At 67.1% G+C, this 22,621-nt stretch carries 23 protein-coding genes; 13 read left to right on the top strand and 10 right to left on the bottom strand.

Annotated features, from left to right (window positions below; all coding sequences use genetic code 11):
* The coding region (locus A5691_RS02145) for a manganese catalase family protein (protein WP_197696177.1) at positions 1-371 on the bottom strand (371 nt) is incomplete at its 3' end.
* 156 nt (positions 372-527) lie between these two features.
* Between A5691_RS02145 and A5691_RS02150 the strand changes: the two genes are divergently transcribed.
* Both A5691_RS02150 and A5691_RS02155 read left to right on the top strand, forming a co-directional pair.
* The gene (locus A5691_RS02150; protein WP_068017598.1) at positions 528-1,226 is read left to right on the top strand and encodes a GAF and ANTAR domain-containing protein; all 699 of its coding nucleotides are present in this window, start codon (positions 528-530) and stop codon (positions 1,224-1,226) included.
* Positions 1,227-1,307: 81 nt separating this feature from the next.
* Positions 1,308-2,603, top strand: coding sequence for an acyl-CoA dehydrogenase family protein (locus A5691_RS02155; RefSeq protein ID WP_067749843.1), 1,296 nt, complete (start codon positions 1,308-1,310; stop codon positions 2,601-2,603).
* Positions 2,604-2,694: 91 nt separating this feature from the next.
* On the opposite strand, the gene A5691_RS02160 is transcribed toward A5691_RS02155, so the two are convergent.
* Positions 2,695-3,150: a MaoC family dehydratase gene (locus tag A5691_RS02160; protein ID WP_067749828.1), complete on the bottom strand. Its 456-nt coding sequence runs from the start codon at positions 3,148-3,150 to the stop codon at positions 2,695-2,697.
* 132 nt (positions 3,151-3,282) lie between these two features.
* Here A5691_RS02160 and A5691_RS02165 point away from each other — a divergent pair, with 132 nt between their 5' ends.
* Both A5691_RS02165 and A5691_RS28245 read left to right on the top strand, forming a co-directional pair.
* Entirely contained in the window at positions 3,283-3,591 is a 309-nt protein-coding gene (locus A5691_RS02165; protein WP_082950096.1) for a hypothetical protein, read from the top strand.
* Positions 3,592-3,798: 207 nt separating this feature from the next.
* Entirely contained in the window at positions 3,799-3,972 is a 174-nt protein-coding gene (locus tag A5691_RS28245; RefSeq protein ID WP_197504925.1) for a hypothetical protein, read from the top strand.
* Positions 3,973-4,011: 39 nt separating this feature from the next.
* On the opposite strand, the gene A5691_RS02170 is transcribed toward A5691_RS28245, so the two are convergent.
* Genes A5691_RS02170 through A5691_RS02180 form a run of 3 tightly spaced genes read right to left on the bottom strand, consistent with a single transcriptional unit; the run spans position 4,012 to position 5,412 of the window.
* Complete coding sequence (locus tag A5691_RS02170) at positions 4,012-4,410, bottom strand: DUF302 domain-containing protein (RefSeq protein ID WP_068017600.1); 399 nt, start codon at positions 4,408-4,410, stop codon at positions 4,012-4,014.
* Positions 4,411-4,447: 37 nt separating this feature from the next.
* A complete protein-coding gene (locus tag A5691_RS02175) occupies positions 4,448-5,062 on the bottom strand; it encodes a DsbA family protein (protein ID WP_068017603.1) in 615 nt (204 codons plus the stop codon).
* Between the two features lie 29 nt (positions 5,063-5,091).
* Positions 5,092-5,412, bottom strand: coding sequence for a metal-sensitive transcriptional regulator (locus tag A5691_RS02180; protein ID WP_068017605.1), 321 nt, complete (start codon positions 5,410-5,412; stop codon positions 5,092-5,094).
* 223 nt (positions 5,413-5,635) lie between these two features.
* Here A5691_RS02180 and A5691_RS02185 point away from each other — a divergent pair, with 223 nt between their 5' ends.
* From A5691_RS02185 to ag85C, 7 genes are all read left to right on the top strand, one after another.
* A complete protein-coding gene (locus A5691_RS02185; protein ID WP_067749820.1) occupies positions 5,636-6,067 on the top strand; it encodes an MmpS family transport accessory protein in 432 nt (143 codons plus the stop codon).
* The gene (locus A5691_RS02190; protein WP_068017608.1) at positions 6,064-8,982 is read left to right on the top strand and encodes an RND family transporter; all 2,919 of its coding nucleotides are present in this window, start codon (positions 6,064-6,066) and stop codon (positions 8,980-8,982) included. Before A5691_RS02185 ends, A5691_RS02190 begins: the two co-directional genes overlap by 4 nt.
* A gap of 24 nt (positions 8,983-9,006) precedes the next feature.
* Positions 9,007-9,504: a metallophosphoesterase gene (locus tag A5691_RS02195; RefSeq protein WP_068017610.1), complete on the top strand. Its 498-nt coding sequence runs from the start codon at positions 9,007-9,009 to the stop codon at positions 9,502-9,504.
* A gap of 57 nt (positions 9,505-9,561) precedes the next feature.
* Complete coding sequence (locus A5691_RS02200) at positions 9,562-10,020, top strand: MarR family winged helix-turn-helix transcriptional regulator (protein WP_067780912.1); 459 nt, start codon at positions 9,562-9,564, stop codon at positions 10,018-10,020.
* Positions 10,017-10,844 (top strand): ATP-binding cassette domain-containing protein, encoded by an 828-nt coding sequence (locus A5691_RS02205; RefSeq protein ID WP_067749812.1) that lies wholly within the window; start codon positions 10,017-10,019, stop codon positions 10,842-10,844. Before A5691_RS02200 ends, A5691_RS02205 begins: the two co-directional genes overlap by 4 nt.
* Positions 10,834-11,652 carry an ABC transporter permease gene (locus A5691_RS02210; protein WP_067780905.1) on the top strand — a complete coding sequence of 273 codons (819 nt, stop codon included), beginning with the start codon at positions 10,834-10,836 and terminating at the stop codon, positions 11,650-11,652. The genes A5691_RS02205 and A5691_RS02210 overlap by 11 nt, the downstream gene beginning before the upstream one ends.
* Positions 11,653-11,862: 210 nt before the next feature.
* Positions 11,863-12,912, top strand: coding sequence for a diacylglycerol acyltransferase/mycolyltransferase Ag85C (gene ag85C, locus A5691_RS02215; RefSeq protein WP_067749810.1), 1,050 nt, complete (start codon positions 11,863-11,865; stop codon positions 12,910-12,912).
* Positions 12,913-12,975: 63 nt separating this feature from the next.
* Here the strand turns inward: ag85C and A5691_RS02220 are convergent, their stop codons facing one another.
* The 4 genes from A5691_RS02220 to A5691_RS02235 form a co-directional block, all read right to left on the bottom strand.
* Positions 12,976-13,656, bottom strand: a complete 681-nt coding sequence (locus A5691_RS02220; RefSeq protein ID WP_068017612.1) for a YoaK family protein — start codon at positions 13,654-13,656, stop codon at positions 12,976-12,978.
* 46 nt (positions 13,657-13,702) lie between these two features.
* Complete coding sequence (locus tag A5691_RS02225; RefSeq protein ID WP_068017615.1) at positions 13,703-15,040, bottom strand: phosphotransferase; 1,338 nt, start codon at positions 15,038-15,040, stop codon at positions 13,703-13,705.
* Positions 15,037-16,809, bottom strand: a complete 1,773-nt coding sequence (gene treS / locus A5691_RS02230; RefSeq protein ID WP_067749840.1) for a maltose alpha-D-glucosyltransferase — start codon at positions 16,807-16,809, stop codon at positions 15,037-15,039. The genes A5691_RS02225 and treS overlap by 4 nt, the downstream gene beginning before the upstream one ends.
* Before the next feature lie 121 nt (positions 16,810-16,930).
* Positions 16,931-17,974 (bottom strand): S1C family serine protease, encoded by a 1,044-nt coding sequence (locus A5691_RS02235; protein WP_067749804.1) that lies wholly within the window; start codon positions 17,972-17,974, stop codon positions 16,931-16,933.
* Positions 17,975-18,116: 142 nt separating this feature from the next.
* On the opposite strand from A5691_RS02235, the gene A5691_RS02240 reads away from it, so the two are divergent.
* Positions 18,117-18,530: a TIGR03668 family PPOX class F420-dependent oxidoreductase gene (locus tag A5691_RS02240; protein ID WP_067780896.1), complete on the top strand. Its 414-nt coding sequence runs from the start codon at positions 18,117-18,119 to the stop codon at positions 18,528-18,530.
* Positions 18,531-18,672: 142 nt separating this feature from the next.
* Positions 18,673-20,832, top strand: coding sequence for an elongation factor G-like protein EF-G2 (locus tag A5691_RS02245; protein WP_067780893.1), 2,160 nt, complete (start codon positions 18,673-18,675; stop codon positions 20,830-20,832).
* Between the two features lie 4 nt (positions 20,833-20,836).
* On the opposite strand, the gene A5691_RS02250 is transcribed toward A5691_RS02245, so the two are convergent.
* On the bottom strand, positions 20,837-22,426 hold the full coding sequence (locus tag A5691_RS02250) for a FadD7 family fatty acid--CoA ligase (RefSeq protein ID WP_068017619.1): 1,590 nt from the start codon (positions 22,424-22,426) through the stop codon (positions 20,837-20,839).
* Positions 22,427-22,621: the final 195 nt, after the last annotated feature.

The following is a 22,621-nucleotide window of genomic DNA, read 5'->3' on the forward strand; positions in this document are numbered from 1 at the left end:
AGAACCAGGAACAGGGGGTTGACCGATACCGAGTGGATGATGCTGTCGCGTCCGTCGCCGCTGGCCACCGCCGGCATCCAGTCACATTTCTCGTGGGCGATCTTCAGGTTGTCGTTGAGGCCGTCGAGCAGCATCGTGATCATCGAGCCGACCATCTCGAGGTGACTGAGCTCCTCGGTGGCGATGTCCATGAACAGGTCGTACATCTTCGGGTTCTTCTGCCGAAGCACGAAGGCCTGGGTGAAGTACTGCAATGCGGCGGTGAGTTCCCCATTGGCGCCACCGAATTGGTCCATCAGCAACGTCGCGAACCGGGGGTCGGGCCGGTCGACGCGGACCTCGAATTGAAGATCTTTGTTATGAACGAACACTGGTTCTCCCTTGGCTTGCCGAGAAGGTCATGGTGTCGCCGGGTACCCGCGGCCTCCGCGACCAAACGACCGTGACAGCAACTCCTGAACCGCCTGCGGGCGCTGCGAACGGGTGCCCGTGTGACGAACGGGGGTCCATCATGGACAATCCCGCTTATGGACCTATCGGACCCGAGTTCCCGGCATGAGCTGGCGAGGCGGATGGCTGAGCTCTCCCGCGACATCGCCGCGCCGCGCTCGCTCGAGCAGGTGCTCACCGACGTGACCGCCGCCGCGGTGGAGCTCATTCCCGCGGCGGACGTCGCCGGGGTGCTGCTGATCAAAGCCGGCGGAGACTTCGAATCGGTGGCCGACACCGACAGCCTGGCCGCGGAGCTCGACAAGCTACAACAGGACTTCCACGAGGGCCCCTGCCACGACGCCGCTTTGAAGCAAACGATCGTGCGGACCGACGACCTGCGCGAGGAGCCGCGCTGGCCCCGATACGCACCGGCCGCCGTGGAACGCGGTGTGCTGAGCAGCCTGTCTTTCAAGCTGTACACCGCGGAACGTACCGCCGGCGCACTGAACCTGTTCAGCTTCGAGGCCAACGCGTGGGACACCGAAGCCGAAACCATCGGCACCGTATTCGCCGCGCACGCCGCCTCTGCGATCATCGCCGGGCGGCACGGACAGCAGATGCAATCGGCCCTGTCGACGCGGGACCGGATCGGCCAGGCCAAGGGCATCATCATGGAGCGCTACGGCGTCGACGAACTTCGCGCGTTCGACCTGCTGCGCCGCCTGTCCCAGGAGAGTCAGGTCAAGCTCGTCGACATCGCTCAGCGCGTCATCGACACCCGCCGCGAGGACTGATCTTCCAAAGCCGCCATTTACGATGAGGTGGCTTCATCGACGAGTCCGGCGCGACGCCGCGCCGGGGAACGGGTGGTCACCGTGTGGGATTTCGAAACGGACCCGGATTATCAGGCCAAGCTCGACTGGGTCGAGAAGTTCATGGCCGACGAGCTCGAACCGCTCGACCTGGTCGCCCTCGACCCCTATGACAAGAACAACGCCGAGATGATGGCCATCCTGCGGCCGCTGCAGCAGCAGGTGAAGGACCAGGGGCTCTGGGCCGCACACCTGCGGCCGGAGCTGGGCGGTCAGGGCTTCGGCCAGGTGAAGCTCGCCCTGCTCAACGAGATCCTGGGCCGCTCCCGCTGGGCGCCGTCGGTGTTCGGTTGTCAGGCACCGGACTCCGGCAACGCGGAGATCCTGGCCATGTTCGGCACCGAGGAACAGAAGGCCCGCTACCTGCAACCGCTGCTCGACGGCGAGATCACCTCGTGCTATTCGATGACCGAGCCGCAGGGTGGTTCGGATCCGGGACAGTTCGTCACCGCCGCGACCCGCGACGGCGACTATTGGGTGCTCAACGGCGAGAAGTGGTTCTCCACCAACGCCAAGCACGCGTCGTTCTTCATCGTCATGGCCGTCACCAACGCCGAAGCGCGCACCTACGACAAGATGTCGCTGTTCATCGTTCCGGCTGAGACACCGGGCATCGAGATCGTGCGCAACGTCGGAGTCGGCGCCGAGTCCTCGGCGCGCGCCAGCCACGGCTACGTCCGCTACACCGATGTCCGCGTCCCGGCCGATCACGTGCTGGGCGGCGAGGGCCAGGCGTTCATGATCGCGCAAACGCGGCTCGGCGGCGGGCGCATCCACCACGCGATGCGCACAATCGCGTTGGCGCGCAGTGCGTTTGACATGATGTGCGAGCGGGCGGTATCGCGCAAGACGCGGCACGGGCGGCTGTCCGACTTTCAGATGACCCAGGAGAAGATCGCCGACAGCTGGATCCAGATCGAACAGTTCCGGCTGCTCGTGCTGCGCACCGCGTGGCTGATCGACAAGCATCACGACTATCAGAAGGTGCGCAGGGACATCGCCGCGGTGAAAGTCGCCATGCCCCAGGTGCTGCATGACGTCGTACAGCGGGCCATGCACCTGCACGGTGCGCTCGGGGTGTCCGACGAGATGCCGTTCGTCAAGATGTTGGTCGCCGCCGAGTCGCTGGGCATCGCCGACGGCGCCACCGAACTACACAAGATGACGGTGGCGCGCCGGACTTTGCGCGAATATCAGCCCGTGCCAACGCCATTCCCATCGGCCCACATCCCCACCCGCCGCGCCGAGGCCCAGGCCCGGCTGGCCGAGCGGCTCGAGCATTCGATCGCCGAGTTCTGACCCGGCTCCCCACGACACATAAACCTTGGCGGCGACACGCCGTCAAACGTCGCCGTGGTTTATGCCTCGCGGCATGGCGTCACGGGGGCCGTCAGGTGATGTAGCGGACGATGCTTTCGGCAACGCACGCCGGCTTGGGTGCGCCCTCGATCTCGACGGTCGTCGACATGGTCGCCTGCACGGCGCCGTTTCCGACGTCGTCGACGCTGACCAGCGATGTTTGCGCGCGCACCCGGGAACCGACCGGCACGGGGGCGGGAAAGCGAACCTTGTTGAGGCCGTAGTTGATTGCGAGCTTGATGCCGTTGACGGTGTAGATCTGGTGCTGGAGGCGGGGTAACAGCGCCAGCGTCATGAAACCGTGGGCGATCGTCCCCCCGAAGGGCCCGGCGGCCGCGCGCTCCGGATCCACGTGGATCCACTGGTGATCGCCGGTCGCGTCGGCGAACAGGTTGACGTCCTCCTGGGTGATGGTCACCCAATCGCTGTGCCCGATCGTTTCACCGGTCGCGGCCGAGAGATCGGCCACTGATTCGAAGGTGCGCATTGAGTCCTCCTTGACTTCGGGTGGTAACAATAGCGCCGCCGCCACCCGACATCACGGGCCGGCACACGTTTCGGTGCGGCCGACGGGGGAAGCCCTGCGCGAGTACGCAGAACCGCACGAAGGGAGGACGGCATGCCAGAACGCACCGGCCCCAAGCCTGGATCGGTAGCGCATGGGCTCGACAAATACGGTCCGGCGCCCCGGCGACCGTCGGAGCGTATCCGCGATGCCGAGAGCATGCGCCTTGATGTTCCGCTACTCGGGCGGGTGCGGATCCCCCGCCCCGACCGCCTCGCGTTCTACGGTGGGCTGGCCGCACTGGCGGCGATCCAAATCCTCGATTGGCCTATGGTGCTGTTGCTGGGAGCCGGACAGGCGCTGGCCGAAAGTCAACACAGCCGCGTGGTGCGCGGGTTCGGCGACGCATTGAGCGAGGCGTGACCCGTTCCCGATCGGTCGGATGCCGGGTACCGCAACTGCACGGGCACAGGCGATTTGGATTCGTTGCGGCGAACCGTCCGACTCCATTCCTGCACTGGCGCGATGTGCGGCGGAGATGGTGAACGTCGCAGCTGGGCCTCTTCTACGTTTGGCGGCGCATGAGGCGGGAACCCGTCAGGGGTTAGCCGCCCCACCGGAAGGAAACGAATGGCTGAGAACAAGGGCCACAAAGCCGAGTCGGACGTGGAACCAGAAACCCACGAGTCTCGGTCGCGCGACGCGGCCGGAGAAGCCGACGGCTCGTATGTCGGAGCGGCCGGTTCCGATGACTCCTTCGACGCCGGGGAAACGGGTGCTGAAGCGCGGAGCCAGCAAGGCTGATGCGCCGCGCCACAAGCTAATTCGAGCGGCGGGTGCTCGCTAGCCGAGCGCACCGATCGCGGCCTGCAGCTTGGCGGTCGCCTGGTCGGCCACCTCCTGCAACGCCCCTGGCTCGCCCGTCACTTTGACCATGAGTTGCGGGTCCATCGCCTCGACGAGAACCGCATCGCGTTTGGCGGGGTCGGTCCGCACCACCACGTTGCACGGCAACAATTGGCCGATCTGACGGTGAATGCCCAGGGCGCGATGCGCCAGGGTCGGGTTGCACGCCCCCAGGATGAGGTAGTCCTCCATGTCCTCGCCGAGCTTCTGCTTCAGCGTGGCTTTGACGTCGATGGTGGTCAACACGCCGAAACCCTGCTCGGCCAGGGCTTCGGTCGTTCGTTTCACCGCGTCGTCGAACGAGGTGTGCAAAGTGGTGCTCAATCCGGCTGTCATTTCTTCTCCTCTTTCCCGTGTCGAACTTGCGGAAGCACTAGGCCGCGGAGCGCGGACGTTGCAACTGGGCGAATTGGGGAACCGCGGCCAAGGTGGCGACCGCGTCGAACACTGCGACCGTCTCCTGCGCCTCGGGTAAAGCGGTCAGAACCGGGCCGAAGAAGGCATGCCCGTCGATACGCAGAATCGGGCTGCCCCCGGTTTCGCCGAGCGCGTCCTGCGCCGCCTGGTGCCCGCGCCGCACCTGTTCGTCCAACGACTCGTCGGCGATGACGGCGGCGGTGGTGTCGCGCGCCCCCGCCGCGGACAGCAGGCGGCCGACGAGGCCTTCGTCGAGGGGTTCGGAGCGATCGAAGTAGCGCTCACCGAACGCGAAATATGCGGCGGTCCAACCGGCTACGCCCCGCTCCCGCGCGATGGCGGCCATCAGCCGGCCGACTTGCCGCGAGTCACGCATGCGGGCCTGCTGAGGGGGTGGAAGTTCCCGTCCCTCGTTGAGCACCGCCAGGCTCATCAGCTGCCAATCGACAGCCACGCCGGTCTTCTCGGCGACGGCGCGCAGCCAACGCGCGGTATTCCAGGAGAACGGGCACACCGGGTCCAACCACAACGTGACTTCGGGTCCGGCTCGACCATCATCGGCGGGGTTCATCGCTCTTCGCCTTTCGTAGACGCCGGCCGTCAGGCCAGGCTGAGGAACAGTTTCTCCAGCTCGTCGATCGACACGGCCGGCCCGTCAGTGGGACTGCCCTCCGGCCGGGTGATGCAGTCGCGCAGGCCGGACGCGATGATTTTGAAACCGGCGCGATCCAGCGCCCGCGACACCGCGGCCAATTGCGTGACGACGTCTCTGCAACTGCGCCCCTGCTCGATCATCGCGATGACGCCGCCGAGCTGACCTTGGGCGCGGCGCAACCGGGCGAGGACGGCGTCCATGTCGCCCGGGTCATGCCCGACGACATCGGGCCTGGGCGACGCGCTGCCCCTGACTTCGTTTGCCATGACTCCTTCATACCATACCCCGCGGGGTATATGCACGGCCCTGGCTGATACCCCGGGGGGTATGGTATAACAGACAGCGGATTAGTCGCGGCTCGCGGTGTCCGGTCACGCGATGGCGTGCCACGAGTGCCTGCCGATTCTCAAATGCGGGCCGAATGGCCCTATCAGGTCCGGCGAGGCGGGCGTAATCCGTACCGAAGAGACCGAGCGAAAGGGAACGGCAGTGTCCACGTTTCTCAGACGGGCCTGGGTGCCGCTCGTCGTCGTGGTTGCGGTCGCCCTCGGCGGCGTGGCCGTCGACCGACTCCGCGGCGTTTTCGGCTCGGACGCGATCTTCACCGCGACGGGCAGCAGCGCCGAACCGCTCGTTGCCTCGCACATCAAGCGGGTCACCTACGAGGTTTACGGACCCAGCGACACGACCGGGAGCGTGAGCTACCTGAACAAGAACGCACAGCCCGAACAGGCCGACTTCAGCACGCTGCCATGGACCTTCACGATCACCACGACGGTGCCGGCAGTCATCGCCAGCGTGGTGGCACAAGGCGACAGCGATGACATCGGCTGCCGCATCAGCGTCAACGGCAAAGTCGAGGACGAGCGATCCTCGGCCGGGCGGCACGCGCAAACTTCCTGTCTGGTGAAAGCCGGATGAACGCCGGCAACGACGCCCGGCCGAGGTTCATGCGGTTCGTCCGCACCTTCGCGTGGCCCATCATCATCGGCTGGCTACTGCTCACCGTCGCCCTGAATGTGCTTGTGCCGCCGATCGAATCGGTTGCCCGAAATCACGCGGTGACGATGTCGCCGCAGGACGCCCCGGCGATGATCGCCGCCAAGCGCATCGGGGCCACCTTCCATGAATCGGATTCCGACAGCATCGCGATGATCGTTCTCGAGAGCGACAAGCAACTCGGTGACGAGGCGCGGCGCTACTACGACGGCCTGGTCCAGAAGCTGCAGGCCGATCCGAAGCACGTCCAGCATGTCCAGAACGTCTGGGGTGATCCGCTCACCGCCGCCGGCGTCCAGAGCCGCGACGGCAAGGCCGCCTACGTCCAGCTCAATCTGGCGGGCAACCAGGGCAGCACGCTGGGGAACCAGTCCGTCGACACGGTGCGGAAGATCGTCGACAAGTCGGAGCCCCCCAAGGGCCTCAAGGTCTACGTCACCGGCCCCGCCGCGCTGACCACCGACATGAACGAAGCCGCCGACAAGAGCATGTTCAAAATGATGGGCGTCACGGGCGTGGTCATCATGATCATGCTGTTCATCGCCTATCGATCGGTCAGCACGGTGCTACTGGTCCTCGTCATGGTCGGCTTCGAGATGGGTACTGCCCGAGGGCTTGTCGCGCTCCTGGGGAATTACGAACTGTTGGGGTTCTCGACGTTCGTCGTTGCGATGCTCTCCTCGTTGGCCATCGCGGCGGGGACGGACTACGCGATCTTCCTCATCGGGCGCTACCAGGAGGCTCGCCAGGCCGGCCAGGACCGAGAAACCGCGTACTACACGATGTTCCGCGGGACCTCGCACATCATTTTGGGCTCGGGGTTGACCATCGCCGGGGCGACGTTCTGCCTTCACCTGGCGCGCCTGTCGTACTTCAAGGCACTCGGCATTCCGTCCGCGTTGGGCCTGCTGGTCGTCGTCGCGGGAGCGATGACCGCGGCGCCCGCGGTGGTCGCGGTGGCCACCCGGTTCGGCCTGCTCGACCCGAGAAGGATGATCAAGACGCGCGGATGGCGGCGGATCGGCACCGCCACGGTGCGGTGGCCCGGCCCCGTCTTCGCAGCCTCCCTGGTCATCGCGATCGTCGGCATCCTGATCATGCCGAGCATGAAGGTCAGCTACAACGATCGGTTCTACACACCCGCCAACGTGCCCGCGAACGTCGGGTACGCGGCCGCGGAGCGCCACTTCAGCGCCGCCACCATGAATCCCGACATCCTCATGATCGAGAGCGACCACGACATGCGGAACAGCGGCGACATGATCATCCTGGACAGGATCGCCAAGGACATCTTCCGTTCGCCGGGGATCGCGATGGTGCAGAGCATCACCCGCCCGTTGGGCGGCCCGATCGAGCACACCTCCATCCCGTTCCAGATCAGCGCGCAATCTATCCCGATCCAGCAGAACCTTCAGTTCATGCGGGACCGCACGAACGACATGCTCAAGATGAGCGACGACCTCGGCGCCATGATCGTCTCGATGCAGCGCATGCAGGGCCTGCTCGGGCAGATGAGCGACGCCACCCACCGCATGGTCGGCGATATGCACGAGATGCAGGCCACGCTGGACGAGATGCGAGACCATCTGGCGGATTTCGACGACTTCGCCCGGCCGCTCCGCAGCTACCTCTATTGGGAACAGCACTGCTATAACATCCCCGTCTGCTGGGCGACGAGGTCGGTGTTCGAGGCGATCGACGGTGTCGACAAGTTCAGCGAGAACATGAGCACGCTGATCAAGGACGTCAACAACGTCGACGCGATCATTCCGCAGATGCTTGCGCAGTTCCCGCCAATGATCGCCGTCGCCAAATCGATGCAGGGAACGCTGCTCACGATGCACAGCAGCTTCTCCAACCTGGTCACCCAGATGGCGCAGATGACCGACACGGCCAGCGCGATGGGGCAGGCGTTCGACGCCTCCCGCAGCGGTGACTACTTCTATCTGCCCCCGGAAGCCTTCCAGAATCCCGACTTTCAGCGCGGGCTCAAGCTCTTCCTTTCCCCAGACGGAAAGGCCGCGCGGTTCATCATCACCCACGACGCAGACCCGGCAACGCCGGCAGGCATTTCCGCCGTCGTGCCGGAACTGGCCGCCGCGCACCAGGCGGTCAAGGGAACGACGCTGACCGGCGCCAAGTTCTACCTGGCGGGCACGGCGGCCATCTATCGCGACATCCAGTCGGGCTCGCATTACGACCTGCTGATCGTGGGGCTGGCGGCGCTCACCCTGATCTTCGTCGTCATGGTGATCATCACGCGCGCGCTGGTGGCCTCCCTGGTAATCGTCGGCACGGTCCTGCTGTCGCTCGGCGCCGCCTTCGGGCTCTCGGTTCTCGTGTGGCAACACCTCTTGGGTCTCGAGTTGAACTGGATCGCACCGGTATTCGGGCTGATCATCCTGCTCGCCGTGGGCTCCGACTACAACCTGTTGCTGGTGTCACGCTTCCAGGAGGAGATCGGCGCCGGGCTGAAGACCGGCATCATCCGATCGATGGGCGAGACCGGGGGCGTCGTCACCACCGCGGGACTGGTCTTCGCCTTCACCATGATGTCGATGGTCGCCAGCGACCTGCGCTCGATCGGCCAGGCCGGCAGCACGATTGGGCTCGGCCTGCTGTTCGACACCCTGATCGTGCGCTCGCTGATGACGCCGTCGATCGCCGCGCTGCTGGGGCGGTGGTTCTGGTGGCCGATCCGCGTGCGGCCCCGCCCCGCCAGTGAGATGCTGCGACCGTTCGGTCCGCGGAGCCTCGTTCGTTCGCTCTTGTTGGGCGAGCCCGGCGACGCGCCCGCGACCAAGCCTGAAAAGGCCATGGCGTCGACGGCCGGGTGAAAGCCGCTGGCGCAAGATGGGGCTGTGCGGCTGCTGCTGATTTCCGACACCCATGTCCCGAAACGCGCCCGCGACCTGCCCGCGCGGATTTGGGCCGAGGTGGACGCGGCCGACGTCGTCGTGCACGCCGGTGACTGGGTGACGCCCGACCTGCTCGACGAACTCGAACGCGGGTCGGCGCGGCTGGTGGCGTGCTGGGGCAACAACGACGGTCCCGAGCTGCGGTGTCGGCTGCCCGAGCGGGCGGACGCGACCCTGGCGGGTGTGCGGTTCACCGTGGTGCACGAGACCGGCGCGGCGGCCGGGCGGGAAGCGCGGATGTCGCGGCTGTATCCCGACACCGAGGTCCTGGTGTTCGGGCACAGCCACATCCCGTGGGACACGCGCACCGACACCGGGTTGCGCCTGCTCAATCCCGGTTCGCCGACCGATCGGCGCAGGCAGCCCTTCTGCACCTACATGACGGCCCGCGTCGATGACGGGGCCCTGATCGACGTGGTCCTGCATCGCCTCCCTAAGTAACGGGTACATACGTTCTGCACAGCTTCCCCACATAAATAGCTCGCCTACAGAGGTATTATGGAAAAGGTGCAGTCAACGACGGATGTGGTCACCGACGTGTTTCGCGTTGTCGGCAGGTTCCGCCGGCAGTTGCGGCGCACGGCCGGGCGTGGCTTCGACGCGTCGACGCTGACCGAGTCGCAGTCCGAGCTGTTGTGGCTGGTGGCCCGGCAACCCGGCATCTCGGTCAACGCGGCCGCCGCCGAGCTCGGGCTGGCCCCCAACACCGCGTCGACCCTGGTTTCGAAGTTGGTCTCCGGCGGACTGCTCGTCCGGACCGTCGGCGACCCGGACCGCAGGGTCGGCCGGTTACACCTGGCCGAACCGGCCCAGGAGATCGTCGACGCGTCTCGCGCCGCGCGGCGAGGGGCGCTAGCCGAGGTGCTCGCCGAACTCGACGACGACCAGATCGAATCTTTGACAAGGGGATTGGAGGTCATCGAGATGATGACCCAGACACTGCAGGAGCGACGATGAGCGGTTCACTGCCGATGGCGGTCGACGCCAGGCACCTGACCTACCGGTATGGCCAGTTCACCGCGGTCAACGACGTCACGTTGCAGGTGCGGCCGGGCGAGACCATGGGCCTGCTCGGCCCCAACGGCGCCGGGAAGACATCCATGGTCCGGATGCTCACCACGCTGGCCCCGGTGCAGCAGGGCGAATTACGCATCTTCGGGCTCGACGCCCGCCACCAAACCACCGACATTCGCAGCAATATCGGCTATGTGCCGCAACAACTCTCGATCGAGCCCGCATTGACCGGCCGGCAGAATGTCGAGTGGTTCGCGCGCCTCTACGGTGTGCCCCGGTCCGAGCGTTCCGACCGCGCGGAGCAGGCGCTGGCGGCGATGGATCTACTCGACGTGGCCGACCGGCTTGCCGCGGCCTATTCCGGCGGCATGGTCCGCCGTCTCGAGGTGGCGCAGGCGCTCGTCAACCGCCCGTCGCTGCTGGTTCTCGACGAGCCGACCGTCGGGCTCGATCCGATCGCGCGCGACGGCGTCTGGGCGCAGGTGCAGAAGATGCAGGCGCAGTTCGGGATGACCGTGCTGCTGACCACCCACTACATGGAGGAGGCCGACGCGCTGTGCGATCGCGTCGCCCTGATGCACCGCGGTGAGCTGCAGGCGGTGGGCACGCCGGCCAAGTTGAAGTCGACGGTGTCGCCACACGCAACCCTGGAGGACGTGTTCCGCCACTACGCGGCATCCGACTTGGTGGACGGCGACACCTCCGAGTCGGAAGGCTCATTCCGCGAAATCCGTTCCGCCAGAAAGGTTGCGCGCCGTGTCGGTTGATAGCGCCAGGCCAGGGACCCTGGTCCGCGCCCCGCGCGGGTGGCAGCGCGTGGGCGCCGTGTTCAGCCGTATCGGCGCGTTCGCGATCGTCGAGATGCAGAAGTTGCAGCACGACAGGACCGAACTCGTCACCCGGATGGTGCAACCGGCGCTGTGGCTGCTGATCTTCGGAACCACCTTCAGCCACCTGCACGTCATCCAAACCGGATCGGTGTCGTACCTGGCGTTCCTGGCGCCGGGCATCATCGCCCAGTCCGCGCTGTTCATCTCCATTTTCTATGGGATACAGATCATTTGGGACCGGGACGCCGGGGTCCTGGCCAAGCTGATGGTGACGCCCGCGCCGGCGTCGGCCTTGATCACCGGCAAGGCGTTCGCGGCCGGCGTGCGCTCGGTCGCCCAGGTGGTCGGCGTGATGGCGTTGGCATATCTGATGAATGTCGGGCTGACGGTCAACCCGCTGCGAATCGCGGCGGCGATGGCCGTCGTCATGCTGGGTGCCGCGTTCTTCGCGTGCCTGTCGATGACGCTGGCCGGCCTGGTGCGCAACCGTGATCGCCTGATGGGAATCGGCCAGGCCATCACGATGCCATTGTTCTTCGCCTCCAACGCTTTGTACCCGGTCAACGTCATGCCGACGTGGCTGCACGTGCTGAGCCGAGTCAACCCCCTCAGCTACGAGGTCGACGCCCTGCGCGGCCTGCTCATCGGTACGCCGTTCAACCCGGTGGACGTCATTGTCTTGCTGGTTGCCGCGGTGCTCGGAATCGGCGCGGCCTCAACGCTATTGCGCCGCCTCGTGGCATAGCGCACACCGCCGGGATGTGCGGCGCGCGCTATCGATGACCGATTGTGACCCGAATCCAACGTTTCCCGGCCGACTCCCAATCGTTAGCCAACCGCGATCTGAAGCTTCGGCCCTGACAGGCGATTCGACCCCTCTCCCCGTGTTTCACTGCCCAGCGAAGGGATTCGACCGCGGCACGCGGCAGACGAAAGTTGGGATGGGTAGAGAGCTATGAAGTTCTTTTCTGAGTTGCGGAAGTTGCGTGGCGCCGCGGCAGCCATGCCGCGCCAGCTCGCGGTCGCGGCTGTGGGGGCTGCCCTGATGTCCGGCCTCGTCACCGCCGTCGGCGGCTCGGCTACCGCGGGGGCGTTCTCGAAGCCGGGCCTGCCGGTGGAATACCTGGAGGTGCCATCGCCGTCGATGGGCCGCAACATCAAGGTCCAGTTCGAGGGCGGCGGACCGCACGCCGTCTACCTGCTCGACGGCTTGCGCGCGCAGGACGACTACAACGGCTGGGACATCAACACCCCGGCCTTCGAGGAGTTCTACCAGTCCGGCCTGTCGGTGGTGATGCCGGTCGGCGGGCAGTCCAGCTTCTACAGCAACTGGTACCAGCCGTCGTCGGGCAACGGTCAGAACTACACCTACAAGTGGGAGACGTTCCTGACCCAGGAGATGCCGCTGTGGCTGCAGGCCAACAAGCAGATCTCCCCGGCGGGCAACGCCGCGGTGGGGCTGTCAATGTCCGGCGGTTCCGCCCTGATCCTGGCCGCCTACTACCCGCAGCAATTCCCCTACGCCGCTTCACTTTCGGGCTTCCTCAACCCCTCCGAGGGTTGGTGGCCGACGCTGATCGGGCTGGCGATGAACGACTCGGGTGGCTACAACGCCAACAGCATGTGGGGCCCGTCGACCGACCCGGCGTGGAAGCGTAACGACCCGATGGTCCAGATCCCGCGACTGGTCGCCAACAACACCCGAATCTGGGTGTACTGCGGCAACGGAACGCCGAGCGACCTGGGCGGCGACAACATGCCGGCCAAGTTCCTGGAAGGCCTCACGCTGCGCACCAACCAGCAATTCCAGAACAGCTACGTGGCCGCCGGCGGACGCAACGGGACGTTCAACTTCCCGGCCAACGGCACGCACTCGTGGCCCTACTGGAACCAGCAGTTGGTCGCGATGAAGCCCGACATCCAGCAGGTGCTGCTGGCCGGCAACACCACGGCCCAACCGGCGGAGCCGGCGCAGCCCGCACAGCCGGCGCCGCCGGCCGCCTGAAACCCTCCGAACCAGCATCGGCAGTAGCGCACCGGTCAGCGCTACTGCCGATGCTTTTTGGGTTCAGTCGAGCAAGGCGCGGCGATCCTGGTGAAAGTACGTGTATCCAGTTGTCAACGCGCACACGGACGAAGCGACCACCAGCATCCACGTGCCATTGACCACCAGGCTGATCAAGCCGCCGACCGTGGCACCGAAGACGAAGCTGGCGAACAGCAGAAAGTAGCCGAGCCAGTCGGCCAGCGTTCCACCGGCGATGTGGCGCTCGATGCCCTGCCCCATCTTGACCAGCGTTCCGGTCACGTAGCTCAGCGGAACCGACACCTCGCCGTCTTTGACGAATGACGTGTTCAATGCGCCAATGCCGAACGCCACCAACGTGATCGGCGCGAAATCGAGGAAGTTTTCCTCCCACCCCTCGTCGACAACGTCCAAGGCGGTGGCGGCGAACAGGCTGAAGGTCGTCAGCACGGTGGGCCCGTGCGGGTGCGCCACCCAGAAATGCCGCCGGCACACCGACGCGACGACAACGCCACCGACGAAGCACACGATCAGCAGGCCCGCGCTCACGGAGAGCAAGACATCGCCCCGGAAGTAGCCGAGCGCGGCGCGCTGCGCGTTGCCGGTCATGAAGGTCACGAAGTAACCGGCGGAGTGCGTGAAAGCCGTTGCCCCCAGCACACCCGCCAGCGCCGCCAGCACCCAGGACAGCCGCGCCTCGCTGTCGAAGATCTCCTTTGTCACACGGACATGGTTTCAGATGCCCGCGCTACTCGCAGATCAGAGTTTGCTATGAGGCGGTGAGCCTGGCGATGGAACGCAGCGGAATCGGCAACCAGCCGGGCCGGTGCCGCGCCTCGTAGCCGGCCTCGTACACGGCCTTGTCGAGCTCGTAGGCGGCCAGCACGTCAGCCGCATCCCGCGGGTCGCTTCCCGACGCGGCGGCGTAGCCCTCGCAGAACGCGGTCCTGTTGCGTTCGACCCATTCGCGGGCGCGGGCGGCCAGTTGTTTGTCGGCCGCCTGGTCGACCAACGGCCCGTACGCGGCGTATTCGAAGGACCGCAGCACGCCGGCCACGTCGCGCAACGGTGAATCCGGCGCGCGGCGCTCGTCGAGCGGCTGCCCCGGTTCGCCCTCGAAGTCGATCAGCAGCCAGCTCTCGGGGGTGCGCAGCACCTGACCGAGGTGCAGGTCGCCGTGCACCCGCTGGACGGTGATCGGCTGGTCGGCGAGCTTGGCGAACCGCTCCGCGATGGTCGAGGCGTACTCCCGCAGCTCGGGCACCTTCGCGACGGTCGCAGCCAGCCGCGCCAGCACGGTGTCCACCGGGAACGCCGACTCCGCCGTTCCCAGCGACTCGGCCAGCGTGGCATGCACCGACGCCACGGCCTCGCCGAGCCGGCAGGACTCGCCGGCGAAATCGCCCCCGACCTCGTGGGCGTACAGGTCGCCCTCCGCGAACAGGTCGCGGACGCTGGCGGTGGCCATCGCCCACCCTTCGGCGGCGTTGGACGCGAACTCGGTCACCATGCCGAGCGGCCACGCCTCGTCCGGGCCGGCCAGCTCGTAGGTGCCCAGGAGCCGGGCCACGTGCGGGTTGCCGGCGCGGGCCAGCACCCGGTTCAGCTCGATGTCCGGGTTGATGCCGCTGTTGACCCGCCGAAACGCCTTGAAGATCGCCGCGCGGTCGAAGATGACGCTGGTATTGCTCTGCTCGGCGTCGGAGACGTGCGGCATCGCCTCCATCGGCAGCTCGACGTCGGGCTCCTTGACGAACCGGACCTCGGTGCCCGCCGCCGTCAGAACGGCCGACGAGTCGATCAGCGACAGCAGAAAACGGGGGGCGTCGGTGTCATAGAGGGCGTCGAAACCCGTGCGGTCGCCTGCGGCGCCGATGGTGGCCACCGTGCTGTACTCGGAGACCGGACCGGCGTCCCATTGCACCATGACCTGGTAGCGCTCGGATGAGCCGTCGGCGTACTGCGCATCGACCAAGACCAGGTCCAGGTCGTCGCGGAGCGGGACGACCACGGCGGCCTCGGCGGAGGTCAGCTCCCGGTTACGGCCGGCGTACCACCGTTGCTGGGGCAGCCAATCCGACCAGGGCAGCTTGGCAGGATCAGTCATGCGTCCTCCTCACATGCAGTCAGCTGGAACCAGTAGAAGCCGTGTCCCGGCAGCGTCAGCAGGTAGGGCAGGTGCCCGATCCGCGGGAATTCGACGTGCCCGGTCAGTTCCACCGGCGTGCAACCGCTCCAGTGCTGCAGGTTCAGTTCGATCGGCTGCGGGAACCGCGACAGGTTGTTGACGCACAACACCGTGTCGCCGCCGCCCGGCACCTGGCGCACGAACGCCAGCACCGACGGGTTGGAGCCCCCCAACTCCTCGAATGTGCCGATGGCGAACGCCTCGTGGCGGCGCCGGACGGCGAGCATCATCCGGGTGAAGTTGAGCAGCGACGTCGAGGTGTCGCGCTGGGCCTCGACGTTGACGGCCTGATAGCCGTAGACGGAGTCCTGGCTGGCCGGCAGGTAGAGCCGGCCGGGGTTGGCCTTGGAGAACCCGGCGTTGCGGTCCGGGGTCCACTGCATCGGGGTGCGCACCCCGTCGCGGTCACCCAGCCAGATGACGTCGCCCATGCCGATCTCGTCGCCGTAGTACAGGACCGGTGAGCCGGGCAGCGACAGCAGCAGGGCGGTGAACAGCTCGATCTGGTTTCGGTCGTTGTCCAGCAGGGGTGCCAGGCGCCGCCGGATGCCGACGTTCGCCTTCATCCGTGGGTCCTTGGCGTACTCGGAGTACATGTAGTCGCGTTCTTCGTCGGTGACCATCTCGAGCGTCAGCTCGTCGTGGTTACGCAGGAAGATGCCCCATTGCGCCATCTCGGGAATCTCCGGCGTCTGCCCCAGGATCTCCGAGATCGGAATGCGCGATTCCCGGCGGACGGCCATGAAGATGCGCGGCATCAGCGGGAAGTGGAACGCCATGTGGCATTCGTCGCCGCCGGTGCTGGTGTCGCCGAAGTACTCGACCACGTCGGCCGGCCACTGGTTGGCCTCGGCCAGCAGCACCCGGCCCGGAAACTCGTCGTCGATGACCTTGCGGACCCGCTTGAGGAAGGCGTGCGTCTCGGGCAGGTTCTCGCAATTGGTGCCCTCCCGTTCGAACAGGTACGGCACGGCGTCCAGCCGGAACCCGTCGATGCCCAGGCCGAGCCAGAAGCGCAGCACGTCGATCATGGCTTCCTGGACGGCGGGGTTTTCGTAGTTCAGGTCCGGCTGGTGCGAAAAGAACCGGTGCCAGTAGAACTGTTTGCGCACCGGGTCGAAGGTCCAGTTGGACTCCTCGGTGTCGACGAAGATGATGCGGGCGTCGGTGTACTTCTCGCTGGTGTCGCTCCACACGTAGAAGTCGCCGTACGGGCCGTCCGGATCATGCCGCGACTCCTGAAACCAGGGGTGCGAATCCGATGTGTGGTTCATCACGAGGTCGGTGATCACCCGGATGCCACGCTCGTGCGCGGCGTTCAGCAGTGCGACGAAGTCCTCGACCGTCCCGAACTCGGGCAGCACCTTGTAGAAATCCCGGATGTCGTACCCGCCGTCGCGAAGCGGCGAGTCGTAGAACGGGGGCAGCCAGATGCAGTCGATGCCGAGCCACTGCAGGTAGTCCAGGCGTCCCAGGAGCCCGCGTAGGTCGCCGGACCCGTCCGCGTTGGCGTCGAAGAACGCGCGGACCAGCACCTCGTAGAACACGGCGTGCTTGAACCACGTCGGGTCGGTGGGTAGCGCGGCGGCGTTGTCGAAGTCGTCGGAGTCGGGATGCTCGACGACACCCCCCTCGACGTGACTTCCGCCTCCGGGATGGTGCTCGACAGCTTCTCGTGCGTCGTTCATCAAATCCACGCTGCCACGGGTACCCGAGGCGCGACATTCGGAATCACGCTCGCTGACATGTGACGAAACACCCATGGCGCCAATGGGATTGAGCGCCAGTCGGGTACTGTCCGCGCGGGTGTCAGGCCGGCGGCCCTTCGGCCAGCGTCACATTGACGGTGCGGTCGCCGCCCGCCGCGGCGCGATAGTGCACCGCGATCGTGTCACCGGGATGATGCGGGACGAGCACGTCCGTCATCGAGGTGGCCCCGCTGATCGGGACGCTGTCGATCCCGGTGATGACGTCACCCGGGGCGATGCCGGCCGCGCCGGCGGGACCGGTGTTGACCACCCGTTCGACGCGCGCGCCGTTGCCGTTGTCGGTCACCCCGAGCCCGAGGAAGGCGGTCGGGCCGATGTGCACGGTGTTGGAGCCGGCGCCGGACCGGATCTGGCCGGCCACCCCCATCGCCCGCCCGATCGGGATGGCAAAGCCCTGCCCGCCCGACATCTTGTAGTTGTCGGTGGCGGCGGTGTTCATGCCGACGACCTGTCCGGCGTTGTTCACCATCGGCCCGCCCGAGTCGCCGGGCCTAATCGGCGTGTCGGCCTGGATCAGGCCGCCCAGTGACTCGTTCGCGCCGGTCAACGTGTCGGTCGCCGAGACCGACTGGTTGAGCGCGATGACCTTGCCGGACACCGCGCTCGGCGTTCCGCCCTGACCACCCGCGTTGCCCATCGCGACGACGGGCTCGCCCACCGAAACCCCGCCGCCGATCGCGGCGGTCGGCAGGCCGGCCGCCCCGCGTAGCTGCAGCACCGCGACGTCCTGGCTACGGTCGTAGCCGACCACGTCGACGGCGTACGTCTGCCCGTTGCCGACGTCGAAGGCACTGATGTCCGTCGCGCCGGAGATCACGTGATTGTTGGTCAGCACGACGCCGTTGGGGTCGATGACGATGCCGGTGCCGGCGCCCACCGCGTTGTTGTAGCCGAACTTGGTGTTGATGTTGACCACCTGTGGCCCCACCTGGCCGGCCAATGCGGCCGGGTCGAGGGGGGCCTGTGGGGCGGTGAACGGTGATGCGGCGGCCGGCACGGTGCCCAGACCGAGGCCCAACCCGACCACAGCCAGCACGCTGATCAGCCATGACCACCAGACCGAGCGGTGGTGCGATTTGCTCATCCCGTCACCCTTCCTGCTTCGCGGTAAACACAAACTGTGTCGGCCTTGCGGTTCTGGGCGGCACAACTGTGTGTATATAACCGTAATGCAGGTAGCTATTCATGGCAGTGGCAAGGTTGGGTTCGGCGCCTAGGCTGACACGGTGGGCGAATTCGACCCGAAGGCCAGGTTGGCGCGGTCCCCGGTCGCCCGGCTGGCCACGATCACGCCCGATGGTCTCCCCCACCTGGTGCCGGTGGTATTCGCGGTGGCCGACCCGGCCGACGTCGTGTACACCGCCGTCGACGCGAAACCCAAGACGACGCGGCGGCTGCGGCGGCTTGCCAACATCGAACACAACCCCCACGTGAGCCTGCTGGTCGACCACTACGCCGACGATTGGACGCAGTTGTGGTGGGTCCGGGCCGACGGCACGGCCACCATCCACGCCGGCGGGCCGGCGATGGAGTCCGGACACCGGCTGCTGCGCGCCAAATACCCTCAGTATCAGTCCGTTTCGCTGAACGGGCCGGTGATCGCGATCGCGGTGCACCGCTGGTCGGGCTGGCACGCCTGACGGCAGACGCAATTGTGGCCGGCCCGTGGCCTTGTGTTGGGCCGCGGTTGGGGGAAAAGTTGCTTCTGGATCCTGTGAGCCAGGACACACCACGCTGGGCGCACCCCTCGGCGACGCGGCCGGGGAGAACTGGAGGAACGTCATGGCGGACAAGGCGAATGCTTCCCAGGGCGCGGCGGCCGCCCCCACCGCGAACGGTCCCGGCGAGGTGCGCAACATCGTCCTGGTGGGACCGTCCGGTGGCGGCAAGACCACCCTGGTCGAGGCGCTGTTGGTCGCCGGCGGGGTGCTGACTAGAGCGGGCTCGGTCACCGACGGCAGCACGGTGTGCGACTACGACGACGCCGAGATCCGCCAACAGCGGTCCGTCGGCGTTGCCGTCGCCTCCCTGGCCCACGACGGCATCAAGATCAACCTGGTCGACACGCCCGGATACGCCGACTTCGTCGGCGAGCTGCGGGCCGGCCTGCGCGCCGCGGATTGCGCGCTGTTCGTGATCGCGGCCAACGAGGGTGTCGACGAACCCACCAAATCGCTGTGGCAGGAATGCGACCAGGTCGGCATGCCCCGCGCCGTGGTGATCACCAAGCTCGACCACACCAGGGCCAATTACTCCGAGGCGCTGGCCGCCGCGCAGAACGCGTTCGGCGACAAGGTGTTACCGCTCTACCTCCCGACCGGCCTGCCGTCCTGCGAGGGCCTGATCGGATTGTTGTCGCAGACGCGCTACCGCTACTCCGGCGGAAAGCGGACCGCAGAGCAGGCCGATCCGGCCGACGCCGACCGGATCGAGGAGGCGCGTGGCACCCTGATCGAGGGCATCATCGAGGAATCCGAGGACGAATCGCTGATGGATCGCTATCTGGGTGGTGAGTCCATCGACGAGGCGGTCCTGATCGAGGACCTGGAGCGGGCGGTCGCCCGGGGTTCGTTCTTCCCGGTGATCCCGGTGTGCAGCAGCACCGGCGTCGGCACGCTGGAATTGCTGGAGGTCGCCACGCGCGGCTTCCCGTCCCCGATGGAACACCCACTGCCGGAGGTGTTTACGCCGCAGGGCGCGCCGCACGCGACGCTGACCTGCGACCCCGACGCTCCCCTGCTGGCGGAGGTGGTGAAGACGACGTCGGACCCCTACGTCGGAAGGCTGAGCCTGGTCCGGGTGTTCTCCGGGACCATCAGGCCCGACACGACGGTCCATGTGTCGGGCCATTTTGCGTCCTTCTTCGGCGCGGTCAACGGCAACGGCAGCACGCACCCCGACCACGACGAAGACGAACGGGTCGGGGTCCTGTCGTTCCCGCTCGGCAAGCAGCAGCGCCCGGCCACCGCCGTGGTGGCGGGCGACATCTGCGCCATCGGCAAGTTGAGCCGGGCCGAGACCGGCGACACCCTCTCGGACAAGGCGGAGCCTCTCGTCCTGAAACCGTGGACGATGCCCGAACCGTTGCTGCCGGTGGCGATCCAGGCGCACGCCAAGACCGACGAGGACAAGCTGTCGGTCGGACTGGGCCGGCTGGCCGCCGAGGATCCGACGCTGCGGATCGAGCAGAACCAGGAGACACACCAGATCGTGTTGTGGTGCATGGGCGAGGCCCACGCCGGGGTCGTCCTCGACGCGCTGGCCAACCGCTACGGCGTCACCGTCGACACCGTGGAACTGCGCGTACCACTGCGAGAAACCTTCGGCGGCAAGGCAAAAGGGCATGGTCGCCACGTCAAGCAGTCGGGCGGGCACGGCCAGTACGCGGTGTGCGACATCGAAGTGGAGCCGCTGCCGGAGGGGTCCGGATTCGAGTTCGTCGACAAGGTGGTCGGCGGGGCGGTGCCCCGGCAATTCATCCCGAGCGTGGAGAAGGGCGTCCGCGCGCAGATGGAGAAGGGCGTGCACGCCGGCTATCCCGTCGTCGACATCCGGGTGACCCTGCTCGACGGCAAGGCCCACAGCGTGGACTCGTCGGACTTCGCGTTCCAGGCGGCGGGCGCCCTGGCGCTGCGGGAGGCGGCCGCGGCGACGAAGGTGAGCCTGCTCGAGCCCATCGACGAAATCTCGGTACTGGTCCCCGACGACTTCGTCGGCGCGGTGATGGGCGACCTGTCGGGCCGGCGTGGCCGTGTCCTCGGCACCGACACCGCGGGCCACGAACGCACGCTGGTCAAAGCCGAGGTGCCCCAGGTGGAGCTGACGCGCTACGCGATCGACCTGCGTTCGCTTGCCCACGGGGCCGCGTCGTTCACCCGCGGCTTCGCCCGTTACGAACCCATGCCGGAGGCCGCGGCCACCCGGGTGAAGGCCAGCGTCTGAGTCGTCAAGCCCCGGCGCCGAACTGGCCGGCGACGGCGCGGCGGTCCAGCGAGCCCTTCGCGGTATGCGGCAGCTCCGCCGCCTGCTGAAAGCTGGTCGGCACCTCGAAGGGGGCCAGCCGGTCCCGCCCGAACTCTGCGAGCTCCTCCGCGGTCGGTGCGACGGGGCCCCGGGGAACGATCACCGCGGCCACCGCCTCGCCGTACAGCTTGTCGGGGACCCCGAACACGGCGACCTCCAGCACGCCGGGATGGCTGCCGAGCACGCCCTCGACGCGTTCCGGGGAGATCTTCTCCCCGCCCCGGTTGATCAGTTCCTTGATGCGGCCGCGGATGATCAGCTCGCCCGACGCCGACAGCGTTCCCAGATCACCGGTGCGCAGCCACCCGTCGGTGAAATTTGCCGCGGTGATCGCGGGGTCGCCGAGGTAACCCCGGACGACGGTCGGCCCGTGCAACCAGACCTCGCCGACCTCTCCCGCCGGCACGGGCGAGCCGTCGGATCCGACGATCCGAATCTGCGGCCCGGTCGACCGGCCGACCAGACCCGCTGTGGCACCGGGGTTTTCGTCATGGCCGATTTCGGTCGTCGCCACCTGATGGGTGGCCTCGGTCATGCCGAAGGCGCAGACCACCGGGGCGCCGAACGTGTCCTGCAGCTGCCGTGCCGCTTCGGCCGTGAGTGGCGCGCTGCAGCTGCGGATGAATCGCAACGCGGCGTTGCCGGGTCGGTCGCCTCCTGCCCGCTCCAAGAGGATCTGATGGATCGTCGGCACCGCCGTGTACCAGGTGGCGCGGACGGCGTCGACGTCGTCCCAGAAGGTGTGGGCCGAGAACCGTCCACGCGCGGGCAACAACACCGCACCGCCGGACACCAGGGTCGCCAGCAGCGCGGCGAGCAGCCCATGACCGTGGTAAAGCGGCATCACTGCCACCGTGGCATCGCGCGGTCCGAGGCCGTATCCGGCGATGATCGCCCGCACCGAGGCGGCGATGTTGGCGCGCGTCCACGGGACCATCTTCGGCACCCCGGTGGTGCCGCCGGTGAACATGATCATGGCGTCGTCGTCGCGCAGCCCCTGGGGCGTCGAAAAGCCCTGCGCCGGAGGTGCAGTCGCGGCCAGGCGCACCGCCGGGGCGCTATCCGTAGCACCGGCCGTGACCGCGAACGGCCACCACGGCAGGTCGCGTTCGCCTTGGTCGTCGGGCGCGTCGCCGTCGATCAGCACCGCCCTGGCCCCCACGGCCTCGCTGCGGGCGCGCTGCTCGCCGACCGGCAGGGCCGGATCCAGTGGAACCGCAACCAGTTCGGCCCGCGAAGCCGCCAGCAGTCCGACGACGAATTCAGCGTTGCTTGCGGAGCGCAGCGCGACACGGTCACCCGCGCGGAGCCCGGCCTGTCGGAGCTGCCCGGCCAGGTCGTCCACCAGCTGGACTAGATCGCGGTAGCCGAGCGGTATCCGCTCGGCGGTGACGACGAGAGCGGGCGCCTCCGGGGACCGGCGGGCCACCTCCTCGACCAGATCCACGATGCGTGCATCCGGGATCTCCGCCGACCCCGCGGCTTCGCTGCTGACGATCGCCTCAGACCTCATCGCTTCGCTCCTTTACGCTTCGCCGTCACAAGCAACTGCTCGAACCATGCCGGGTGAGCCTCCCACCCGTCCAATACCGAATCACTCACGGCCGATAACCAACGGCTATCGACGCCGCGAAACCGCGGCTGACTAGCGCCGATAGACGACATGTATCGGCGCATAGCGGCCCCGTCTTGGACACCCGCCGGGCCC

The organism is Mycobacterium sp. E183, assembly GCF_001667735.1.
GTDB lineage: Bacteria > Actinomycetota > Actinomycetes > Mycobacteriales > Mycobacteriaceae > Mycobacterium.